At 64.3% G+C, this 18,853-nt stretch carries 14 protein-coding genes and 1 pseudogene; 5 read left to right on the top strand and 10 right to left on the bottom strand.

All coding sequences use genetic code 11. From position 1 onward, the window contains the following. Nucleotides 1-27: 27 nt before the first annotated feature. Nucleotides 28-633, bottom strand: coding sequence for a HutD family protein (locus WCZ84_RS03220; RefSeq protein ID WP_372684819.1), 606 nt, complete (start codon nt 631-633; stop codon nt 28-30). After that, complete coding sequence (locus WCZ84_RS03215) at nt 630-974, bottom strand: hypothetical protein (RefSeq protein ID WP_372684818.1); 345 nt, start codon at nt 972-974, stop codon at nt 630-632. The genes WCZ84_RS03220 and WCZ84_RS03215 overlap by 4 nt, the downstream gene beginning before the upstream one ends. 182 nt (nt 975-1,156) lie before the next feature. On the opposite strand from WCZ84_RS03215, the gene WCZ84_RS03210 reads away from it, so the two are divergent. Beyond that, entirely contained in the window at nt 1,157-2,260 is a 1,104-nt protein-coding gene (locus WCZ84_RS03210) for a PLP-dependent cysteine synthase family protein (protein WP_372684817.1), read from the top strand. A 1-nt stretch (nt 2,261) separates the two neighbouring features. On the opposite strand, the gene WCZ84_RS03205 is transcribed toward WCZ84_RS03210, so the two are convergent. After that, a complete protein-coding gene (locus tag WCZ84_RS03205; RefSeq protein ID WP_372684816.1) occupies nt 2,262-3,758 on the bottom strand; it encodes an MFS transporter in 1,497 nt (498 codons plus the stop codon). A gap of 65 nt (nt 3,759-3,823) precedes the next feature. Continuing rightward, nucleotides 3,824-4,033, bottom strand: a complete 210-nt coding sequence (locus tag WCZ84_RS03200; protein ID WP_372684815.1) for a hypothetical protein — start codon at nt 4,031-4,033, stop codon at nt 3,824-3,826. Between the two features lie 196 nt (nt 4,034-4,229). On the opposite strand from WCZ84_RS03200, the gene WCZ84_RS03195 reads away from it, so the two are divergent. Then, nucleotides 4,230-4,739 carry a GNAT family N-acetyltransferase gene (locus tag WCZ84_RS03195; RefSeq protein ID WP_372684814.1) on the top strand — a complete coding sequence of 170 codons (510 nt, stop codon included), beginning with the start codon at nt 4,230-4,232 and terminating at the stop codon, nt 4,737-4,739. A gap of 127 nt (nt 4,740-4,866) precedes the next feature. Here WCZ84_RS03195 and WCZ84_RS03190 read toward each other — a convergent pair whose 3' ends face one another. The 3 genes from WCZ84_RS03190 to WCZ84_RS03180 all read right to left on the bottom strand — a co-directional run bounded on the left by WCZ84_RS03190 (nt 4,867) and on the right by WCZ84_RS03180 (nt 10,131). Further along, entirely contained in the window at nt 4,867-5,430 is a 564-nt protein-coding gene (locus WCZ84_RS03190) for a YSC84-related protein (RefSeq protein ID WP_372684813.1), read from the bottom strand. 148 nt (nt 5,431-5,578) lie between these two features. Further along, entirely contained in the window at nt 5,579-8,836 is a 3,258-nt protein-coding gene (locus WCZ84_RS03185) for an AAA family ATPase (protein WP_372684812.1), read from the bottom strand. An 11-nt stretch (nt 8,837-8,847) separates the two neighbouring features. After that, nucleotides 8,848-10,131: an exonuclease SbcCD subunit D C-terminal domain-containing protein gene (locus tag WCZ84_RS03180; protein ID WP_372684811.1), complete on the bottom strand. Its 1,284-nt coding sequence runs from the start codon at nt 10,129-10,131 to the stop codon at nt 8,848-8,850. Between the two features lie 105 nt (nt 10,132-10,236). On the opposite strand from WCZ84_RS03180, the gene WCZ84_RS03175 reads away from it, so the two are divergent. Beyond that, on the top strand, nt 10,237-11,103 hold the full coding sequence (locus WCZ84_RS03175) for a DMT family transporter (RefSeq protein WP_372684810.1): 867 nt from the start codon (nt 10,237-10,239) through the stop codon (nt 11,101-11,103). On the opposite strand, the gene WCZ84_RS03170 is transcribed toward WCZ84_RS03175, so the two are convergent. Beyond that, nucleotides 11,100-12,539 carry a dihydrolipoyl dehydrogenase gene (locus WCZ84_RS03170; RefSeq protein WP_372684809.1) on the bottom strand — a complete coding sequence of 480 codons (1,440 nt, stop codon included), beginning with the start codon at nt 12,537-12,539 and terminating at the stop codon, nt 11,100-11,102. The two genes, WCZ84_RS03175 and WCZ84_RS03170, sit on opposite strands and share 4 nt — an antisense overlap. Nucleotides 12,540-12,774: 235 nt before the next feature. Here WCZ84_RS03170 and WCZ84_RS03165 point away from each other — a divergent pair, with 235 nt between their 5' ends. Then, nucleotides 12,775-14,229 carry a glutamate-cysteine ligase family protein gene (locus WCZ84_RS03165; protein WP_372684808.1) on the top strand — a complete coding sequence of 485 codons (1,455 nt, stop codon included), beginning with the start codon at nt 12,775-12,777 and terminating at the stop codon, nt 14,227-14,229. 51 nt (nt 14,230-14,280) lie between these two features. On the opposite strand, the gene WCZ84_RS03160 is transcribed toward WCZ84_RS03165, so the two are convergent. Together WCZ84_RS03160 and WCZ84_RS03155 are read right to left on the bottom strand one after the other, a co-directional pair. Next, on the bottom strand, nt 14,281-15,477 hold the full coding sequence (locus tag WCZ84_RS03160) for an ABC transporter substrate-binding protein (protein WP_372684807.1): 1,197 nt from the start codon (nt 15,475-15,477) through the stop codon (nt 14,281-14,283). Continuing rightward, nucleotides 15,474-17,498, bottom strand: a complete 2,025-nt coding sequence (locus WCZ84_RS03155; protein WP_372684806.1) for a SpoIIE family protein phosphatase — start codon at nt 17,496-17,498, stop codon at nt 15,474-15,476. Before WCZ84_RS03155 ends, WCZ84_RS03160 begins: the two co-directional genes overlap by 4 nt. A 165-nt stretch (nt 17,499-17,663) precedes the next feature. Between WCZ84_RS03155 and WCZ84_RS03150 the strand changes: the two are divergent. Further along, nucleotides 17,664-18,853: pseudogene (locus WCZ84_RS03150) on the top strand (MFS transporter); the annotation flags it as partial.

The raw sequence follows: 18,853 nt of genomic DNA, 5'->3' as shown, positions 1-18,853 counted from the left end.
CCGCGTATTCACCCGCGTATTCAGTATTCAGTATCTGTGAATACGCGCATCGATGAGGCGGCTGCGATCATCTCCGGGCTCGAACGGCAGGACGAACGCGGGCTCCCGGGCCAGCGTGATCCGCAGCGTGTCGCCCGCCTGCAGCTCGCGTGGGCCACCCAGGTGGGCCGGCAAGCGCAGTTGACAGCGGCCCCGCGCGCAATGCAACAGGGTCTCGCCAGCGCGCATGGGCAGGTTTTGTGCCCGGCTGCGCAGATCGACGCAGCCGTGGGCCTGCTTGCGCAGCAGCTGCAGCAAGAACAGGCGCGCGGGCGCTTCGACGGCCTGAACCGCACACGGCGCCTCAGCGGCGAAATACAGTCGTGAACCGGCGTCCAGGCGGGTGGTTTGTGCCGTGCGCTTTTTCACCCAATGCAGGGGGCCCCCTTCGACCAGCATCAGGATGCAGTCCAGGCCGTCGGCGGTGGGGCAAGCACCGTCGCCATCGATGTCCAGGTCGAGCGCGCGCCAGAGCACGGAGTCCGACCCGTCGTTGCGGGCCTGCGAGGCGATCGTTCGCGCCTGGGCATGGGCGCCGCCCCAGGGGCCGCCCGCCGCACTGGTTGCGGGGATCAGATGGACCGCATCGGTCATGCGGCCTGCCGTTCGCATTGCTCGGCGGCCCAGGCGCGCACCTGCCGCATCGTGTCGGCGTCGATCCACCACTGTGGCACGATGCTCTTCAGGATCAGCGGCCCTGGCCGTGTATCCTGTGCCAGTGTCTGGGCGCAGAGGCTGCCGATGAACTGGCCATAAGGTTGAAAGTCGGGCTCGCTCACGAAGCTGCGGTCATAGAATTCGATGCGCAGACCGTCCGCACCCGCGCAGTCGATCCGCGGCGCATAGGGGTAGCCCTGCTGGGGGGGCACTGCGCGCAGCGTCATGGGGGCGCCCACATAGGGGTCGATGTCCAGCAAGTGTTCCGTCGGGCTCATGGGTTCTCCTGTGTCGGACCCCGGACGCCTGCTTCCAGGATCTCGGGGCACCGGCTTCTATTGTGATGCCTGAGGCCCGTATTTCATCGGGAGCCCGGGCAGGCAGAGGGGGTATGCGCATTCCGGCCCCGCCCGATTCCCCTACAATCGGATCACGACCAATGCGCCTCCAGGACCTCATCATGTCAACCTGCCCCCATGCCGCCAGCGTTTTGTCTGCCGATGATCGCCAGTGGACGCGCGCCGCGATTACGCTGCTCGAGGCCGATGGTCGGCGCTCTGCCGATACCCACCTGGTCAAGCCGGACTTCCCGGGTTTGCGGGGCATCGACATTTATTTCAAAGATGAAAGCACGCACCCGACGGGCAGCCTCAAGCACCGTCTGGCACGTTCGCTCTTTCTGTACGGAATCTGCAACGGCCACATCTGCAAAGGCACGACGCTGGTAGAAGCCTCATCCGGATCGACGGCCGTATCGGAAGCCTATTTCGCGCGCCTGCTGGGCCTGCCGTTCATCGCCGTCATGACGCGCTCGACCAGTGCCCAGAAAATCCAGGCTATCGAGCGTTTCGGCGGACGCTGTCATCTGGTCGATCATGCGCACGAAGTCTACGGCGTGGCGCAGGCGCTGGCCAACGAAACCCAGGGCTATTACCTGGATCAATTCACCCATGCCGAGCGGGCGACTGACTGGCGGGGCAACAACAATATCGCCGAGAGCATCTTCCGCCAAATGGAAGGTGAACCCCACCCGGTGCCAGAATGGGTGGTGATGAGTGCCGGCACCGGCGGTACGTCCGCGACGCTGGGGCGATACATCCGCTACCGCAACCTGACTTCGCGGCTGTGTGTGGTGGACGTCGAGGGCTCGGTGTTCCTGGATGCCTGGCAGAGTGGCGACAGCGGTCTCACGGCCAGCGGCTCGCGCATCGAGGGCATTGGCCGGCCACGGGTCGAACCATCCTTCATCCCTACGGTGATTGACCACATGTTCCGTATCGATGACGCCGCATCGATCGCAGCCGCGCATGCGCTGTCAGACCGGCTGTTTCGCCGGGTAGGGGGGTCGACAGGCACCAACTTCATGGGGGTCCTGTGCCTGGCGGCCCAGATGCGCACGCAGGGCAGGGACGGCTCACTGGTGACCCTGATCTGCGACAGCGGAGACCGGTATGCGGCTACCTATTATGATGCTGCTTGGCTGAAAGCCCAGAATCTGGACATCGACACCTGGCGGGCCCGGATCGAGCGGTTTCTGGATACGGGTGCCGGGCTCTGCCCCTGATTCAGCGGCTTGCCCCTGTGCGCAGACGTTCGCGGTCGTGCAGGTCTTTCCAGGCCACCCCGAGAGCGAGCAGGATCACCAGGATGATGAAGCCGAATCCGATCATCGTGGCGCGTGGCCAGGACGTCAGGGTCAGCGAGCCGAACACGGCTGCCGTGATCATGGCAATGCCGACCGACGTGCCGATCCGCTGGCCGGTCTGCATGATGGCCCCCGAACTGCCTGCGTAGTCGAGCGGCACGTCCATGAGCGTCAGCGTCTGGTTGGGGCTGATCACCGAGCCCTGGGCAATGCCCACGAAGGACAGCGTCAGCATGAGCCACCAGGCGCTGGCCAGGCCATGCTCTTCGAGATAGATCACGAAAATGCTCAACGCCAGGCCGATCACGGCCAGCCAGAGCCCGCCGATCACGATCTTGCGACCCAGGTGCATCACGCGCCGGCCTGCCCAGTCTGCTGCCCAGGAGGACAGCAGCGCCGCGGGAATGCCGAACAGCCCGGATTGCAGCGCGCTCATGCCCAGCCCTTCTTGTATGTACAGGGCCACCAGCACCCAGATACTGGTCATTCCCAGAAAATACAGGCTCATGATCAGCACGCCATTGGTGAAGCTGGATGTCGAAAAGATGTCCAGGTCGACCATGGGGCTCTGCCCGTTGCGGGCCATGCGCCGCTCCCAGATCACCCAGATGGCCGTCAGGAGCAAGCCCGCGGGCAGCATCAGCCAGGTGAGCGGAGATGTCCTGGATTCCACGAACGGGAACAAGACGGCCAGGACCGCGAACCCCAGCAGGCCGGAACCCACCGGATCCAGCGTGCGCCATCCGCTCCGGCGGCCCTTGCCGGCTGCATCGCTGGCCTTGGCCAAGCGGCGGATCAAAGGGCGCGGAAACCACTTGAGCCCCAAATACAGCACCAGGAAGCCAATCGGCACATTCACTAGAAAGGTCAGCCGCCAGCCCAGGTCTGAGCCACCCAGTTCGATCAGGACACCGCCCAGTACGGGCCCGATCGCAACGGAAAAGCCGACGATGGTGCCGAAATAGCCAAATGCACGGCCCCGTTCGGCGCCTCGGAAGTATTGCTGGATCATGCCCAACCCTTGCGGGTTGAGCAGCCCGGAACCCACGCCCTGTATGAAGCGTGCCGCGTTGAGCCAGCGCGCATCGGGGGCAAAGCCGGCGGCGATCGACGAAGCCGTGAACAGGGCCACGCCAATCAGAAAAATGCCGCCGCGGCCCATGAGGTCGCCCGCGCGGCCGGCGGCCACGAGAATCACGCCGAAGGTGAGCGCATAGCCGGAGAGCACCCACTGAATATCCGATTGGGTGGCGCCCAGCGATGCCTGGATGGAGGGAAGGGCCACATTGACAATGCTCACGCCGATCAGCGACATGAATATCGTGGTCAGCAATACCGCGAGAATGCGCCAGCGCGCCGGGTCCGGAGACGGGTCAGGGTCGTTGGGGCGTGGACCCTGTGACAGATTTTTCTTCATTCCGTGAATTATGCCTGTTTGTAGGGATCCCGTGGATCGACCAGGGGCGCCGAATCGGCCGGCGGTCAGGCGTTGGCGGCCGCGGGAAGGCTGAAATGGGCGCGCGGCACTTGGCGGAGATGCAAACCGCCGCCATTTTCCGGTATGCTCGTGCCCATGACGATTTTGTGGTTTTCAGCATGCTCAGCCGTATTGTTCTCATCAGCCTGATTGTCCTTGCCGGATGCTCGACGCCCCAGTCGCCCCGCTTCCAACGGCAGGGCGGTCCCGCTCACGTCGTCTCCAATGCTTGCCGGGTCAACCCGCAAAGTTGCATGTACGACGGGCAGTACGAGCCTGGCGAGCGCCAGTTTGCAGAAGCCGAAGCACGGCGTCTGAATCAGGCGCAGGTCGAACGCCTGCGGCGCCTGGCTTTGCCTTGACCGCGACAAGCACCGTCACCGCCGCTGCACTCCGGATCCGGCTTCAATCATGGCCAAAACCGCGCCGTCACCGAATACTGCCGAAATCACGGTCGAAGTGGCCGATCCGCTGTCCAGCGACGCGCAGGCCTGCATGGATGCGTATTTTGCCGAGTTGCAAGCGCGCTTCACAGAGGGCTTCGACCCGCATCGAAGCGTGTCGGCCACGCCCGAAGAACTGCGGCCCCCGGCGGGCTATTTACTGATTGCGCGGCTGGGCGCGCGAGTCATTGGCTGCGGTGGGTTGAAAATCGAGGGCCATGGCTATGGCGAGATCAAGCGGATGTGGGTTTCGCCCACGGCTCGCGGTGCCGGCGTGGCGCAGCGGCTTCTCGACGCACTCGAAATGCAGGCCGCCGAAGTGGGCCTGGACGTGATTCGGCTCGATACCCATCGCAGCCTGACGGCAGCCCAGAGGCTCTACGTGCGCAATGGTTATCGCGAAATCGAGGCCTACAACGCCAACCCGTACGCGCACTACTGGTATGAAAAGCGCGGAATCAAGGCCCTGAGGCCCTGATTCCCCAAATACGCAGAGACGAACCGTATCCTGCGCCCCTGACCGGTTGCCGCCTGACGCCGGCAGAGAGGCTATCGACCCGGCAAGAGGTCCTGTACGGCCTCTTGGTTCAGGATCATACCGGAGATCAGTCTTCGAGCCTGGAGATCTTGCTGCCCTGGATCCCGATGCCGGCCATCAGGCCTTTCTGGCCGAAAATATAGGCATAGACATCATCGTCCAGGGTTGTGGACGACAGTTTTCCGGCCAGCCCATGATCGATCACCACCACACTGGGGCCCACCCCGATTTCCCATCCTTCGCGTCTGTCCAGCATGCGCAGCGCACTGTCGTTCATGAAGAACAGTGCGTAGGAATACGCCTGTGCCCCAGCCTGAAGGCCGTAGGACAGCCCCGTAGATGCGTAGCGCCCGTCTGGCTGACCGTCTTTGAACAGCACCCCTTTGCCCCGCTCGCCGCCTACGATCAGGCCCGCTTTCACAATGCGTGGAAATACCAGAATGGCGCTGGCGTGCTCGGCCAGCCAGTGCGCTTCAGGCTGCTGCTGGTACAGCTGTTCGAGCGCGGTCCAAGCGTCTGCCTCGAGCGCGGCGTCAGAAGCGGCCAGGCTGGCGGGTGTTGGCGAGAACAGCACGAAGCTCAGCAGCAGGCCGAGCCACCGACGTGCGCCGACGCTGCGAATGGGCTGCAAGAAGCGCGTTCTCAGGGCTTTGGGGAACGGGATGGGAATCATAGACGGCCTTTGAGGTCATGAGAGGGATGCATATGTATTGTCGCCGGAATCGGGACGGTCGTCCCGATATTTTCGGCCACGCCGGCTTTTCATGGCCGTGCTGGGTTCAGCGGGCGTTCGAAACGTGCGTGCAACCGGGGCCGCTGATCTGGCTTTGGCCGCCGATGCCGGGTTCTACGCGGATTTGCGTACTGATGCGCTCTTTCAGCGTGTTTACGTGTGAAATCAAGCCGATCAGCTTGCCCTCCTGGCGCAAGCTGGCCAGGGTGTCCAGTGCCGTATCCAGCGCTTCTTCATCCAGCGTGCCAAAGCCTTCATCCAGAAAAAGAGAATCCACACGGACGTTTTCACTGGCCATGCGCGACAGGCCCAGCGCCAGGGACAGGCTGACGATAAAGCTTTCACCCCCGGACAGGTTCTTGGTGGAGCGGATTTGGCCCGCTTGATAATGATCCAGGACACTCAGTTCGAGTGGCTGCTCCGGGTCGGGTATCAGCGTGTAGCGATCCGTCATTTTCTGCAGCTGGTGGTTGGCCTGCCCGATCATGATCTGGAAAGTCAGACCCTGTGCGAAATTACGGTATTTTTTGCCATCCGCCGAGCCAATCAGTGCATGCAGGTTGTCCCAGACGCGGCATTCTTTTCTCTGAGCCTCGATGCCGGCCTGCCGGCGTCGGATTTCCTGCCGGGCCTGCGTGTTCTGCTCCAGGCTGTGCAACAAGGATGCCATGGCTTGGCGCACGGTGCGCACGGTGTCTTCTTGAGCAGCCATCTGGCGCTTCAAAGCGTCTATCGGCAAAGTCGTGAGCGGCCTGGCCAGCGCGGCATCGAGACGCGCTTTGCGATCCTGGTGTTTGGCTTCCAGGGTGGCGTGATGCTGGTCCAGCGCCTTGGCCCCGTGGGCCAGCTCATCGATTTCATTGGGTGCCAGCCGAGCGGCCCGATAGGCGGATTCGCCGGCAAAGCCGGCCGCCGCCCGGGCGGCCGCAAAGACGGCTTCCTGCACTTGTAGCGCGGTATCCTGCTGGACGATTCGGGCCTGCAGCGCGTCAGCCTGCACCGTGGCCGCTCGCCAGCGCTGCTGCAGCGCGTCGTGCTGGCGTCTGGCCTGCGTTTCTGCCTCTTCGGCCTGTCCTGTCTGAACCGCCAGACGCTGTTCTTCGACATCGGGATCCTGGTCGCCGAATAGTGCGCGACGGGCTTCCCTGGTTTTGGATCGTTCGTCTTCTTGCGCGGCCAGCCGGGCCCGCTGATCGGTCAATGCGGTGTTTTGGGCTTCTATGAGGGCGGACAAGCGGTTGATTTCGCCTTGGATCGTTTGGCTCGCCACGCCGAGCTCGGTTTTTTTCTCGACCATGGCCTGCCAGGTATGCAGCCGGGCCCTGAGCGCGCTGATCAGGCTTGCGGGATCTTCTTCGGATGCCTGGGTGATACCCAGCGGTTCGAGCCGTGCGGCCCAAAGTCGACTGCGCTGCGCCAGGTCTTTGTGCAATGCGGCCAGCGCGTCGGCCCGTTGTGTGACGGCCTGCTGCATGCGATCGTGCTCGACGACGGCCGCCAATTGGAGGCGTTCCGCTTCGATCAGATCCTGGCGTATCTGGTCTGCCGTGGCCTTCTGACCCTGGATGTCGGTATCCAGGCGCTCGGCCTGCTCGATCAGGACCGACAGCGCATGAATTCGTTGTTCTGTTTCATTCGGTGTCGGTACCTGGCCCTGTGTGTACGGATGTTGCGTTGCACCGCAAAGCGGGCAGGGCTGATCGTCTTTCAGTGCCGCCCGGTGCTGTTCGAGCTCGGCAATCCGCGCCAGGTACGTCAGCTCGCGCAGCAAGGATTCCTTCTCTTTGCGATATTCACGCAGCAGGCGTCCCCCCAGCAGCTGATGCAGTGCATCCTGGCTACGCCGGCCCGCTTCGAGGGTCGAAGCCAGCGTGTCCGCATGAACGGCCCGGTGCTGCTTGCGGGCGGCCATGACTTGCGCCGCGTCGTGCAGCGCAGCCGTGGCTGTTCTGCAGGCCTCTTCCTGCACGGATATTTGCCGTTGTAATTGCGTCAATGAGGCCGATTGCTCTTCGAGCCCCGTCAAGCCGCCGACCAGCCACGCGTCTCGAGCCTGCGCGTTCAGGTAACGCGCGCACTGCGCCAGCGCTTGCTCGGTGGTGGCGTGCTGTGCCTGCACGGCGCGCAATGCGTCTTGATCTGCCTTCATGTGGGCAATGGCGCGCTCGATGCGATGCCGATCATCGGCCAGATTTTTTTGTTGTTCAGCCAGACGCTGGTCCAGTAGGCGAACCTGCTGCCATCGGGGGGCCGCTGCCTTGACTGCCTGTTTCATTTCGGTCGTGTGCGCCAGCGCCGATTCCAGCATCCGGGCGTGCTGCCGGACAAGCGATTCCTGCTCGGGCAGTGCGTCGTGCAGCCGCTGCAGGGCTGCGCGGTCGTCGGCGTGTTGCTTGCGCAATGCACACAGCGTGGCATAGCGTCCTTCCAGGGTGGCTGCGTTCAGCGCCTGGCGCAGGATCCCGCGCTTTGGTTCGAATGCGCGCAGCTGCACCTGGATACGCTCGGCCTCTTCGGTCAGTTGGGCCAGTTCGCCTTTCAGCGTGTCGACAAGCTGGAGCCAGTTCAGGGCCTTGCGCTGTTCGTCCAGCTGATGGGCGAGTGCTGCCTCTTCGGCCTGTCGTGATCGGAGCGCTTGTTCGGTGGCTTGCACCTGCTCTGGATCGAGCACCTGGATGCTGCCGGCTTCGGCTTCCAGGGACATCAGCCGCTCCCGCTCCTGGCGGGCACGTTCATGGGCCCGGATCGAAATCCGGCTGTAGATTTCCGTGCCCGTGATCTGCTCGAGGATCGGCGCTCGCTCATCGGGGTCCGCCTGAAGAAAAGCGGCAAAATCCCCCTGTGCCAGCAACATGGAACGGGTAAAACGGCGGAAGTCCATGCGCGTGACGGCCTCGATCCGTTCAGCTACCCCGCGGATGGACGTATCCAGAAGATCGCCCGAGTCCGCCCGGGCGATTTCGTGTCGCGGGGCCTGCAACTCGCCATCGGGTCTGCGGCGTGCGCGGTGCTGGCCCCAATGGCAGCGAAATGATCCCGCCTGGGTCTCGAATGTCACTTCGGCAAAGCATTCGCCAGTCTGGCGCGACATGATCTCGTTGCTCGCCTTGCTGATTCTGCTCAGGCGCGGGGTGCGCCCATACAAAGCCAGGCAGATGGCATCGAGGATCGTGGTCTTGCCGGCTCCGGTCGGGCCGGTGATCGCGAAAAGACCGTCTGACAGGTACGCCGGATGGGTCATGTCGATGTGCCATTCGCCCACCAGTGAGTTCAGATTTTTGAAACGTACTTGCAGGATTCTCATCGCCCGTTCCGTTATTCTGCACGCACGTCTTCTTCGTCGATCGATGTCAGGATATCCTGATAGGCCAAGGTCAGTTCAGGCCACTGCGTCGCAGGGATGTCATGCGCTCTCAGGCAGCGCTCGAATACCTCGTGTGGGTCGAGTTCGGCCAGCGTTTCTTCTGCCTGCTGGGCTTCCAGGCCCTGGGGCGTCAAGCAATGATTGCGGATGCGCAGAACGTCCAAGTGGGTTCCGGCCAGCAGGGCCTGCAGACGATCCTGCAGGTCACCGATGAGGTCCGGGCCCTGGTAGACGATTTCCAGCCACACGGACGTGCGGGCCGTCGACAAGGCCTCGATGCGCCGCGCGATGTCGTCCCAGTCACCCTGGATGCGTTCCAGTGGCTGAAACACTGGAATGTCGACCTCATGCACGCCGATTGCCAGATGCGCGTCTCCTGGTGCGTCGGCGGCTGCGTGGATGGGTCCGGCCGTCGGCGTAGGGGCGATGTCGACCAGGCAGACGATTTTCTGCTGCCGCGCTTCGCTAAAACCCATTGGCAGCGGCGAGCCGCTGTAGCGCCGGGTCTCCAGCCCGCCGACGGTCTGCGGTACGTGCAGGTGCCCCAAGGCGACGTAGTCGAAGCTGGCAGGAAAAACGGCGGCGCTCACGTGCGCCAGTGACCCGACGTACAGTTCGCGTACCCCGTCGCCGTCCACCGTCTGGCCGCCTGCCGTGAACAGGTGGCCCATGGCAACGATAGGCACGCGAACCCCGAGCGCCGCGCGTGTCTGCTCGGCCCGCGTTGCGACGGCGGCGTAGTGTTCGCGAATGCCCGCGAGCAGTTTGGCTTCTTTGTCGGCCATGCTTTCGCCTGCGGCGGCCGTGCGGATGTCCCTGTCGCGCAGATAGGGCACGGCGCAGACGATCAGCTCGGGGCGGCCTTGCCTGTCCTTGAGCACCAGCACCTCGTTTTCGGGATGTGTGCTTGCGTTGCCCACGACGTGGATGTCCAAGGCTTCCAGCAGCGCTTTGGGGGCCTCGAGGAAGGTGGGCGAGTCGTGGTTGCCGGCAATCACCACGACGTGCCGGCAACCCCTGTCGGCCACATGACGCAAAAAATCGTAGTACAGCGCCTGGGCGCGGTTGTCGGGGGTACTGGTGTCGAAGACGTCGCCGGCCACCAGCAGCACGTCGACCTCGAGACGCGCGACGGTATCCAGCAGCCAGCCCAGGAAGGCGCCAAATTCTTCATGGCGTTTCCTGCCGTACAGGGTACGGCCGATATGCCAGTCGGACGTATGCAAAATTCTCATGGGATGAGGGTCGGTAGGACCCGGATCTTGTTTGACGGCGACTCACGGCCCGTGTATTGCGCATGCTAACATCCAGAGCCGTATGTACTCACCCTGGGGCTCGCCTTGACCCGTCGACAACTGATCGGTCTTATTCTGCTGACGCTGGTATGGGGTTTGAACTGGCCGGTGATGAAGCTGGGCCTGCGCGAGATGAGTCCACTCTGGTTTCGCAGCACGACCATGGCCGCGGGCGCCATGGCGCTGGCGGCCTATTACTGGCGCCAGGGCATCCCGGTGCTGCCCCGTGGGCTGAACCAATGGCGCAGCGTCGTGGTGTTGGGCCTGCCCAACGTGGCCGGTTGGCACGGTCTGTCCATCATCGGGATTTCGTATCTGCCAGCCGGCCGGGCCGCCATTCTTGGCTTTACGATGCCGGTGTTTACCGTCTTGCTGGCGGTGTTTTTCTATGGCCAGCGTTTCACGCACCGTTTGGTCGTGGCCGTTACGGCGGTGCTGCTGGCGATCGTGCTGCTGCTTTGGAATGAACTCAGCGCCTTGGCCGGCAGTCCAATCGGGATTGCGTGGATGCAGGGCGCGGCCTTTTGCTGGGCCCTGGGCACCGTGTGGATGGAGCGTGCCAAGCTGACGATTGCTCCGGAAACGCTGGTCATCTGGATGCTGGGCGCCTCATCGGTGGTCCTGATGTTGATCGCCGATGTGCTCGAACCCGAACCGCACTGGCATCTTAGTGCAGCCATGTGGGGGGTGCTGCTGTGGTCCGCTTTTCTCAACTATGGCGCGTCGCAGGTGATCTGGTTTGCGTTGGCGCGTGACTTGCCGGCATCCACCAGTGCCATGGGCATAACGGCGGTGCCCATCGTCAGCGTGCTGAGCAGCACACTGATCGGCGAATGGCCCAGCTGGCAGGATGCACTCGCCATGGTGTGCGTGGTGATCGCGATCAGTGCGGTGCTGCTGCGGCGCGACTAGGACGCAGGGGGGATTGCATCGGTGACCTGCAGCCCCAGCGGCCAGGGTTGGGCGACCGGCATCTGGCGCACGATGTCCTGCAGCGCCGTCTGCAGCATTTCCTCGACCACCGGGTGGTAAAAAGGCATTTCGAGCAGGGATTGCGCCGTTTCACCGCGCTGTATTGCCCAGGCCAGTAAATGGGCCAGGTGCTCGCCACCGCTGGCCACCAGGCTGGCGCCCAACAACCGGCCGCTGTCGCGGTCGGCATAAATGCGCACCAGGCTGCTTTCTGCCGACAGAATGCGGGCGCGCCCGTTGGCTTGGCCGCTCGCGGTGCCAATCAGGATGGCGTCGGGGTCGAGCTGATCGAAACGCGCCCCGATACTGGCCAGGTCGGGGTTTGTAAAAGCGATGGCCAGGCTGGTTTTGCGCCGGAAGCGGGCCGGCTGCGCTTCGCGGGCCGCGTTGAACCCGGCGATTGCGCCTTCGTCCGAGGCTTCGTGCATCAGGGGGCGGTCTGCGTTGGCATCACCGGCGATGAACACAGGAAGGTCGCCGATCTGCAGGCTTTCGGAATCGAAAACCGGTAGGCCGCGGCGGTCTGTGGGGAAGCCCGCTTCAGCCAGATTCAGGCCGTCGACATTGGGCCGGCGCCCGAGGGCGGCCAACAACAGATCCACTTGTACGGACTGGTCATGCGCATGCATGCGGATGCCGTTGGCGAGTGGCTCGAGGCGTGTTTCCGTTTCAAGCCAGAGGGTCATGTCGTTGCGGGCCAGTTCGAGTGCCCGCGCGGCGATGGCGGGATCCGCCGTACCGGCCAACGCCGGCGCGATGTCGGCCCCGACGACCTGCACCCCCAGGCGGGACAGGGCCAGGCCGAGCTCCAGGCCGATGGCCCCCAGGCCCAGGATGCCGATCGAGGCGGGCAGTTCTTCGAGCTCGAACACCTCGTCGGTGGTGACGGTATGGGTGCGCACGGGATCGAGCCAGCCCGGCAGCACGGGGCGCGATCCGGTTGCGATGACCACGCTGCGGGCACGGATGTGCCGCGTGCCCTGCGGGCCTTCGATTTCCACCCGGTCAGGGGCCAGAAAGCGGGCGTGGGCTTCGATGAGCCTGTCGCCAGCGGCGCTGCGGGCTTTTTCGGTGGCGCTGCCGGCGAACTGGTCGCGCAGGCGGCGCAGGTGCTGCCAGGTCCGGGCGCGATCCAGCTTGAGTGCCTGAGCCCCGGTGGCCCCGATCTGTTCGAGGGCGAGACGGGATTGCCACAACGCGCCGGCATGCAGGGCCACCTTGGAAGGCATGCAGCCCACCCGGGCGCACGTCGTGCCCAGCGGGCCTGGGTCGACGAGCAGGAAATCGCGCTGTGCGCGCCGAACTTCGCGCAAGGCATACAGGCCGGCGCTACCCGCGCCGAGGACGAGCACATCAGTGCGAATTTCTGTTTTCACCGGTTTTCCTGTCAATTGAAATGGAAGGCGACGATCGGGATTATGATAGCAAGTTCAACTGTTCAAGGCCTGTTCGGGGCCCCCTGCCGTTTGGCGCCGGTGCCGCACGGTCTCCGCGGGCTCCGGGGGATTCTCTGTCATGACAACCGATCGTGCAGCCGCATTGTGCATGAATCAGGCTGATGGGCCGGGCCCTCGGGCGGCTGCCCAGCGGCTATTTGGTCTGGAACTGGAAATGATTCCCGTGCACGACCAGCACGGCGCCAGTGTGTCGGTGCGTCACTATTTCGAAGCGCTGCGCTCGATCAAGCAGGCGAGTGGGCTCGCAGTGCAGGCTCACGAACTTGCGGGCCGCTGCGTCGGGCTGCGCACGCCGCTGGCCGAGTGTGGCCTGGACAATGGCTTCAATCTGCTGGAAACGGCGCTGGCGCCGGTGTCCGAGCAACGGGGCGGGCTGACGCAACTGGCGCGCCGGGCCCATGTCGAACTGGCTCATGCCCTGCGGGCGTTGCAGGCGGACCAGGCCTGTATCCTGAATGCCTCCCAGCACCCGGACTGCCGGCGCGATGCGCAGTGGTATGCCGACGTCTGCGTCCCCCGACCCATCTATCAAGAACTGCGCGACTACCGCGGTTGGCATCATGCCGAAGGGATCGATGCCAAGGCACAGAACGGTGCCAATACGTCGGTGCCGGTGGCTCTGGCGATCGATGCGCTGAACGTCAACCTGGGTTTCGCCGCAGCGAATCTGGCGTTGTTTGCCAACAGTCCGCTTGAATCTGGTCAGGTGACAGGCCTGAAGGAAACGCGCACCTTGCTCTGGCCGCGTGCGCTGGCTTCGGCGCGGTTCGGCGGTGATCTCAAGCTGTGTACGCGGCCTGCGCGGCCATTTCACGACCTGGCGGATTTCTTTGGCTGGATGTTCGGGCCTGGAACCGTGTCGCGCGGCCTGCCATCGGAGCCCGACGCAGACTACAAGGACGCCCGCACCGTTTTGCCAGACGGTGACCCGTGCCTGATGGCGATCCTGCATGCGGGCCGCTGGAGCGGGCGCCGCCTGGGTGATAGCGCGCCCGTCGAACTGCGGGTCGATGCGCGACACTTCGAGTATTCCCAGATCGGGCAGTTTCTGGATGCGCGTCTGCGCTACCGGTTCGGAACCCTTCCGCCGCTGGCGGATCTGCTGGCTGCCTGGCGCCGGCCGGGCGGGCTGGAGACATTGTTCGCATCCTGCGATACCGCCATGTATATCGAAGGGCGCATACCGGGCGCCGGCTTTGCCGACCCCTGTCTGCTGGAAGAGGCGGGGGCCGCTGTTGCGCGCAGCGTGCTCATGGCGCCCATGGCGGTGCAGGCCGGCCTGCAGGCCAATCTGGCGCAGGCAGTGGCGCTGATGCATGACTGGGGCTGGCAGCGGCTGGGCGCCCTGCGTCAGACCGCCATGGCATCTGGCCTCGAAGATGAACAGGTGCGCGCCTTGTGCATCGACGTGCTGGCGGTGGCGCGCGCAGGCCTGCCGGCCGCCGATCGCCACTGGCTGGCCTATGCGGATTTCGTGATGGAGACGCGCCGCAACGCGGCCGACCGCCTGCTCGAGACGTGGCTTGCTGCGCCCGGCGGACGCGCGCAGAAGCTGGCGGCTCTGGTGACCCGGCACGTCGCTCTGGACCCATCCCGATACGGCGCATGATGCAGACGGGTCCGGGGCTTCCACACCGTCGGGAGGGGGCGGCCGGCCGACTCAATGCCCCGTGGTGTGCGGGTCCGTGATTTGCCACTCTGGCGACTCGTACACTTCGTCGGCCGCCAGAAGAATATCCACGGGTGGATTGAACCCGATCCGGCGCGCCGTGCCGAGATTGAGCGCGATCTTCGGAGGATCGACCCACAGCTGGACCAGTGCCCGGGGCACGGCGCCGTTCAGGATGCGCGCGATCGTTTCGGCGTGAAACTGGCCCACATAAGACATATCGGCCTTGGCCAGGCTCAACAGGATTCCCTGGGCCACTTCTTCGGATCCCCCCATGGAGAAACTGGGTAGTTGCGCGCGATTCAGGATGTCGGCAATGGTCCGGATCGAGTCCTTTGTGACGCCACGGTGTGTCGTGACATAGACCGCATCCACCCCTTGGCGAGTGAGCTGGGTATAGCAATCGATCGCATTGGCAGTGGCCGCCGCGGTCGGGATGCTGCTCGATGCCGCATGGCAGGGGATGATCTCGAATCCCAGTTCCCGGCTGACTTGTTCGACGGCATCCAGTGCGGCATAGGTTCGGCCGGCTGGGCTATCTTCGTAGACGATGCCCAGGTGGCGAAAAGGCACGATATCGTGAAAGAGGCGCAGCTGGCGCTGGTAGCGCTCGGGTTCCACGCGCGCATGCAGATTGTCGCGTCCGCTGTCCTGAACGCTGTCGATGATCCCCGCCGCAATCGGGTCGCTGGTGGAGCCCACGACCGTCGGTACGGGGGGGCCGATGGCGCGCATGTCCTGGCCGGCCCAGGTACCCATGGCGAGCATCAGATCGATATCGCCCCGTTCGGCAATGCGCCGGGTGATCGCGTTGCGCACGGATTCGCGCTGCTGGGCGTCGAAATCGCCGGGTTGCCACCACGCGTCGTCGACGAACACCAGGTAGCCGCCGCGGGCGTGCTGGCCGAGCCAGTGCCACAGGGCCTGCCCGCTCATGTCAGTGGGGATCTCGGTATCCAGCGCCAGCCAGCCCAGCCGTTGCAGCCCCTGGGCGATGACGCGCAGCGTGCGGGGATATTCGGCGTAGTCGCCACTTTCCAGATAGCCCAGGCGCCAGGGGCTGCCGTCGGGCCGGTGGATCGGCGTGGTTGGATAAGGCGCCACCCCGTCGACCGCCGGCGCGGCGGTGGCGGGCCAGACCAACAGGCTTGCGGTAACAAGCCAGGCCGTCAGGAAGCGTGCAATCATGAACATTTTCTTTTCGCCACAATGACCGTGATGTCGTCGGATTGTTCCAGGCCCTGGGTAAAGGCGGCGAGATCGTCCAGCACCGCTTCGACGACGCAGCGGGCCTCGTCGGGCGAGGCGCCCGCCAGCACGTCGTAGAGTCGCGCCTCGCCATAAAGCCGGTGGTCTGGCGCCCAGGCCTCGGTCACCCCGTCGGTATAGCCGAACACGTATTCGCCCTGTGCGAGCGTCGTGTCGAATGCCTGATAAGACAAGTTTTCCTGTACGCCACAAGCCGGTCCGCTGCGCCCTTCGAGCACGCGCAGGGCGCCGGCGGCCGATACGATGCAGGGTGGGGGATGCCCTGCATTGGCCCAGGCCAGTTCGCCCGTGTTGCAATCGAGGACGCACAGGATCAGGGTGACGAACATCATGTTTGGGTTATGTTCGGCCAAGCGGTTGTTGACGCGTTCCAGCAACCGGGCCGGATTGCTTTCATCTTCGGCCGACGCGCGGATCAGGGTTCGGGTGACGGCCATGAACAGGGCCGCGGGTATGCCCTTGTCGGATACGTCGCCAATGGCCAGGCACAGGCGGCCGTCAGGCAGTTCAAAATAATCATACAGATCACCGCCCACCTCTCTGGCTGGCAGCATGGTGGCGTACAGGTCGATTTTTTTGGATATCCCCGCTTCGGGAGACTGCGGCAGCAGGCCTGTTTGTATGTTGCGCGCAATGCTGAGTTCGCTTTCGAACCGTTCGCGGCGTGATGTCTCGTGGATCAGGCGGGTGATTTTTTCACGCAACTGCTGATCCATGTAGATAAAAGTGGCAGCGAGCCGGCCGACCTCGTCAGGCTGGCTTCGGGGTAGCCGCGCGATGTAGGGCGGGATGCGGCCGGCGGCCTGCAGGTCCTGCTCGGGCAGGGCACGGGCAAAATCGCTCAGGCGCCGCAGCGGGCGGCTGATGCGCGCCGACCATAGCCAGGCGACGACCAGTGAGACGAGCAGGACCAGCGCGAACACCAGGCCCAGACGGTTGCGCAGGGCCTGGGCGGGTGCCGTCAGGTCATCGTTCGGAACGGCTGCCACGATGGTCCAGCCCAGGGGCTTGAAGTAGGCCGTGCTGATTTGCCAGGGGTGATCGCGCCCCGCTTCATCGAACAGAAAGTTCTGGATCTGGCCTGGTTTGCGGCGCTGCATGACTTGCTGGCGCAGCGTTTCCAGGCCGTGGGCGCCGTGGGCGTCCAGCAGTGCGTCGTGGCCGGCGGGCGGCGGCGACACCAGGATGCCCGCGTCGTCGATGATGAACGCGAAACCCGATTGGGCCAGCTTCAACGGTGCCAGCGCCGCGCGCACGGATTGCTCCATTTCTTGGCGGCGCGCGTTGAATTGCCGTGCAATCTGGCGCGCATTGCCTGTAATGGCAATGACCCAGTTCCATGGTTCGAAATAGCCAAAATAGGCATACATCAGATCACCATCCCCACCGGAGGTGTTGTTGACCGGCCAGCGATAGATGGCAAAGCCGTGACCCGTGATCCTGGCCTCGTCGTGCATCGAAGTCGCGAGCGCGCGACCTTTGTAGTCCTTGAGCGAGGATAAGTCGGTGCCCATCCAATCGGCCCGGCCGCTGGCAAGTATGGTCAACGTATCATCGAAGATGAAACCGAACCGCTCGTCGCCGAGATCCAGGGCACTGATCCAGGCAAGGGCCTGGTCTTGTGCCGAGGTGAGGTCGATCACGCCTTGGGCGGCCTGTTCGGCATGCAGGGCCAGGACCGAATGGAGGGTGGCACCCAGCTGCAGCAGCTGGCTGCGGCTGTTGCGTACGGTGGTGATCTTGTCGGTCAGCAGGGCCCCCCAGCGGGCCTCGCTATCGTGCAGGATCAGGTCGAGGACGTTATGCACGGCGTGCTTTTCGCTGGCGACCACCGTGCGGGTGACATTCTGCTGGGTGATCAGCATGACCGCAATGGCACCGAGCAGCGTGGTCAGGCCCACAAGAAGAAAGATTTTGCTGCGCAATGAGCGTGGCCGCATGAGCAGACCCTAGGCTGAAGAGACGCGCGCCGGCCAGGCGCCAGGATACGGGCTCGATGGAGATCGTCGCGCGGGTATGTCCGGGCGTCATTGTAATTTATCATGAGAGCGGCAACCTGCTGTCGTTGGCGCTTGGCCGACGCCAGGCTGTCCGATGGGCCGTCCATGCCGTATTCTCTTACCCCCATGCGTATACACAGACCATTTCGCGCTGTGCTCATGGCCTGCGTGCTGGTTCTCTTGCTGTCGCAGGCGCTGATCGGCGCCCTGAGCCTCGCAGCGCTGAAGCAGCAATCGCTCGAAAACACGGCCGAACGGGTCGGATTGTTTGTCGAGCAGACGGCCGGGCAGGTTCGCATGGGCATGTCGCTGGGCAAGCCGCTGGCGCAGTATTTCGGGTTGTCGCGGCTATTGGCCGGGTTGCGGGATGCGCTTCCGGATCTGGGTGGGGCCGACGTCGTCCTCGCCGACGGCCACCGCCTGGCTGCGCTCGGCGGCGCCGTAGAGGACACCACGGTGCTCCAGGCCCTGCGGGCGCTGGATCCGCTGCAGCCCGCCCCGCCAGGCACCGTCCGGCTCCAGGCGTCGGGGGCTGCCTGGCAGGCGGTGGGCCATCGCCTGACGGTGGCCGCGCCTTTGCGAGGGAGCGCCGGCGAGTTGCTGGGCGCGGTCCGGGTGTGGGTGCCCTCCCAAATCCCCGAGCAGGATGCGCTGATCCGTGACAACCTCCAGGTGCTGGCATTGTCCACGTTGGGCGCAGTGTTGCTGTTGCTGTGGCTGCTTCGGCCCATGGTGTTGCGGCACGACCTCGCCGGGATCGGCCGGTTCCGGCTTCTGCTCCCGCTGTTTGCACTGCTTTTGGCGCAAGGGGCCTATGTGGCCCACACGATTCATGCCTTCCAGGGCACGTGGCGTGAAGTCACTCGCCAAAACACGCAGGCACTGGGTAGTCGTTTGCAGTCGGATCTGGACCGCGTGCTGGCTTATGGTATCGCAGCGGATCGAATGCAGGCGGTGGAGTTGCCCATGGCGCGGTTGGCGGCCGCGTTTCCGGTGATCCAGGAGATTCGGCTGGTCGATGCGCAGGGCCGCTGGCTGAATCGGGCGGATGCGCACGGCGCCTTGCCCGTGCCACCCGATGCGGCAGCGACACGGACCAGGCGGCTCGGTCACCTGGCCGAGCCGGATGATTCATTGCTGTTTCCACTTCATGGCCGCGCACAAACCCCTGTGGCTCATATACAGATCCTATTGGATGGCGCCCGCATGACCGATGGGATCCGTGCCCGGATCCTCGATGCCGCCACCGTCATGGTCGTGGCACTGGTGGCGACGTTCGAACTGCTGCTGTTGCT

The sequence above is a fragment of the Castellaniella sp. genome, from assembly GCF_041675725.1.
In the GTDB taxonomy this organism is placed as follows: Bacteria; Pseudomonadota; Gammaproteobacteria; order Burkholderiales; family Burkholderiaceae_B; genus Castellaniella.
This window is presented reverse-complemented; position numbering and strand designations above follow the sequence as displayed.

Excerpts from the sequence above, each read along its gene's own strand:
- WCZ84_RS03180 (WP_372684811.1), bottom strand. The coding sequence starts at position 10,131 with ATGAGAATTTTGCATACGTCCGACTGGCATATCGGCCGTACCCTGTAC.
- WCZ84_RS03210 (WP_372684817.1), top strand. The coding sequence starts at position 1,157 with ATGTCAACCTGCCCCCATGCCGCCAGCGTTTTGTCTGCCGATGATCGC.
- WCZ84_RS03215 (WP_372684818.1), bottom strand. The coding sequence starts at position 974 with ATGAGCCCGACGGAACACTTGCTGGACATCGACCCCTATGTGGGCGCC.
- WCZ84_RS03205 (WP_372684816.1), bottom strand. The coding sequence starts at position 3,758 with ATGAAGAAAAATCTGTCACAGGGTCCACGCCCCAACGACCCTGACCCG.
- WCZ84_RS03165 (WP_372684808.1), top strand. The coding sequence starts at position 12,775 with ATGATTCCCGTGCACGACCAGCACGGCGCCAGTGTGTCGGTGCGTCAC.
- WCZ84_RS03195 (WP_372684814.1), top strand. The coding sequence starts at position 4,230 with ATGGCCAAAACCGCGCCGTCACCGAATACTGCCGAAATCACGGTCGAA.
- WCZ84_RS03220 (WP_372684819.1), bottom strand. The coding sequence starts at position 633 with ATGACCGATGCGGTCCATCTGATCCCCGCAACCAGTGCGGCGGGCGGC.
- WCZ84_RS03155 (WP_372684806.1), bottom strand. The coding sequence starts at position 17,498 with ATGCGGCCACGCTCATTGCGCAGCAAAATCTTTCTTCTTGTGGGCCTG.
- WCZ84_RS03185 (WP_372684812.1), bottom strand. The coding sequence starts at position 8,836 with ATGAGAATCCTGCAAGTACGTTTCAAAAATCTGAACTCACTGGTGGGC.
- WCZ84_RS03160 (WP_372684807.1), bottom strand. The coding sequence starts at position 15,477 with ATGATTGCACGCTTCCTGACGGCCTGGCTTGTTACCGCAAGCCTGTTG.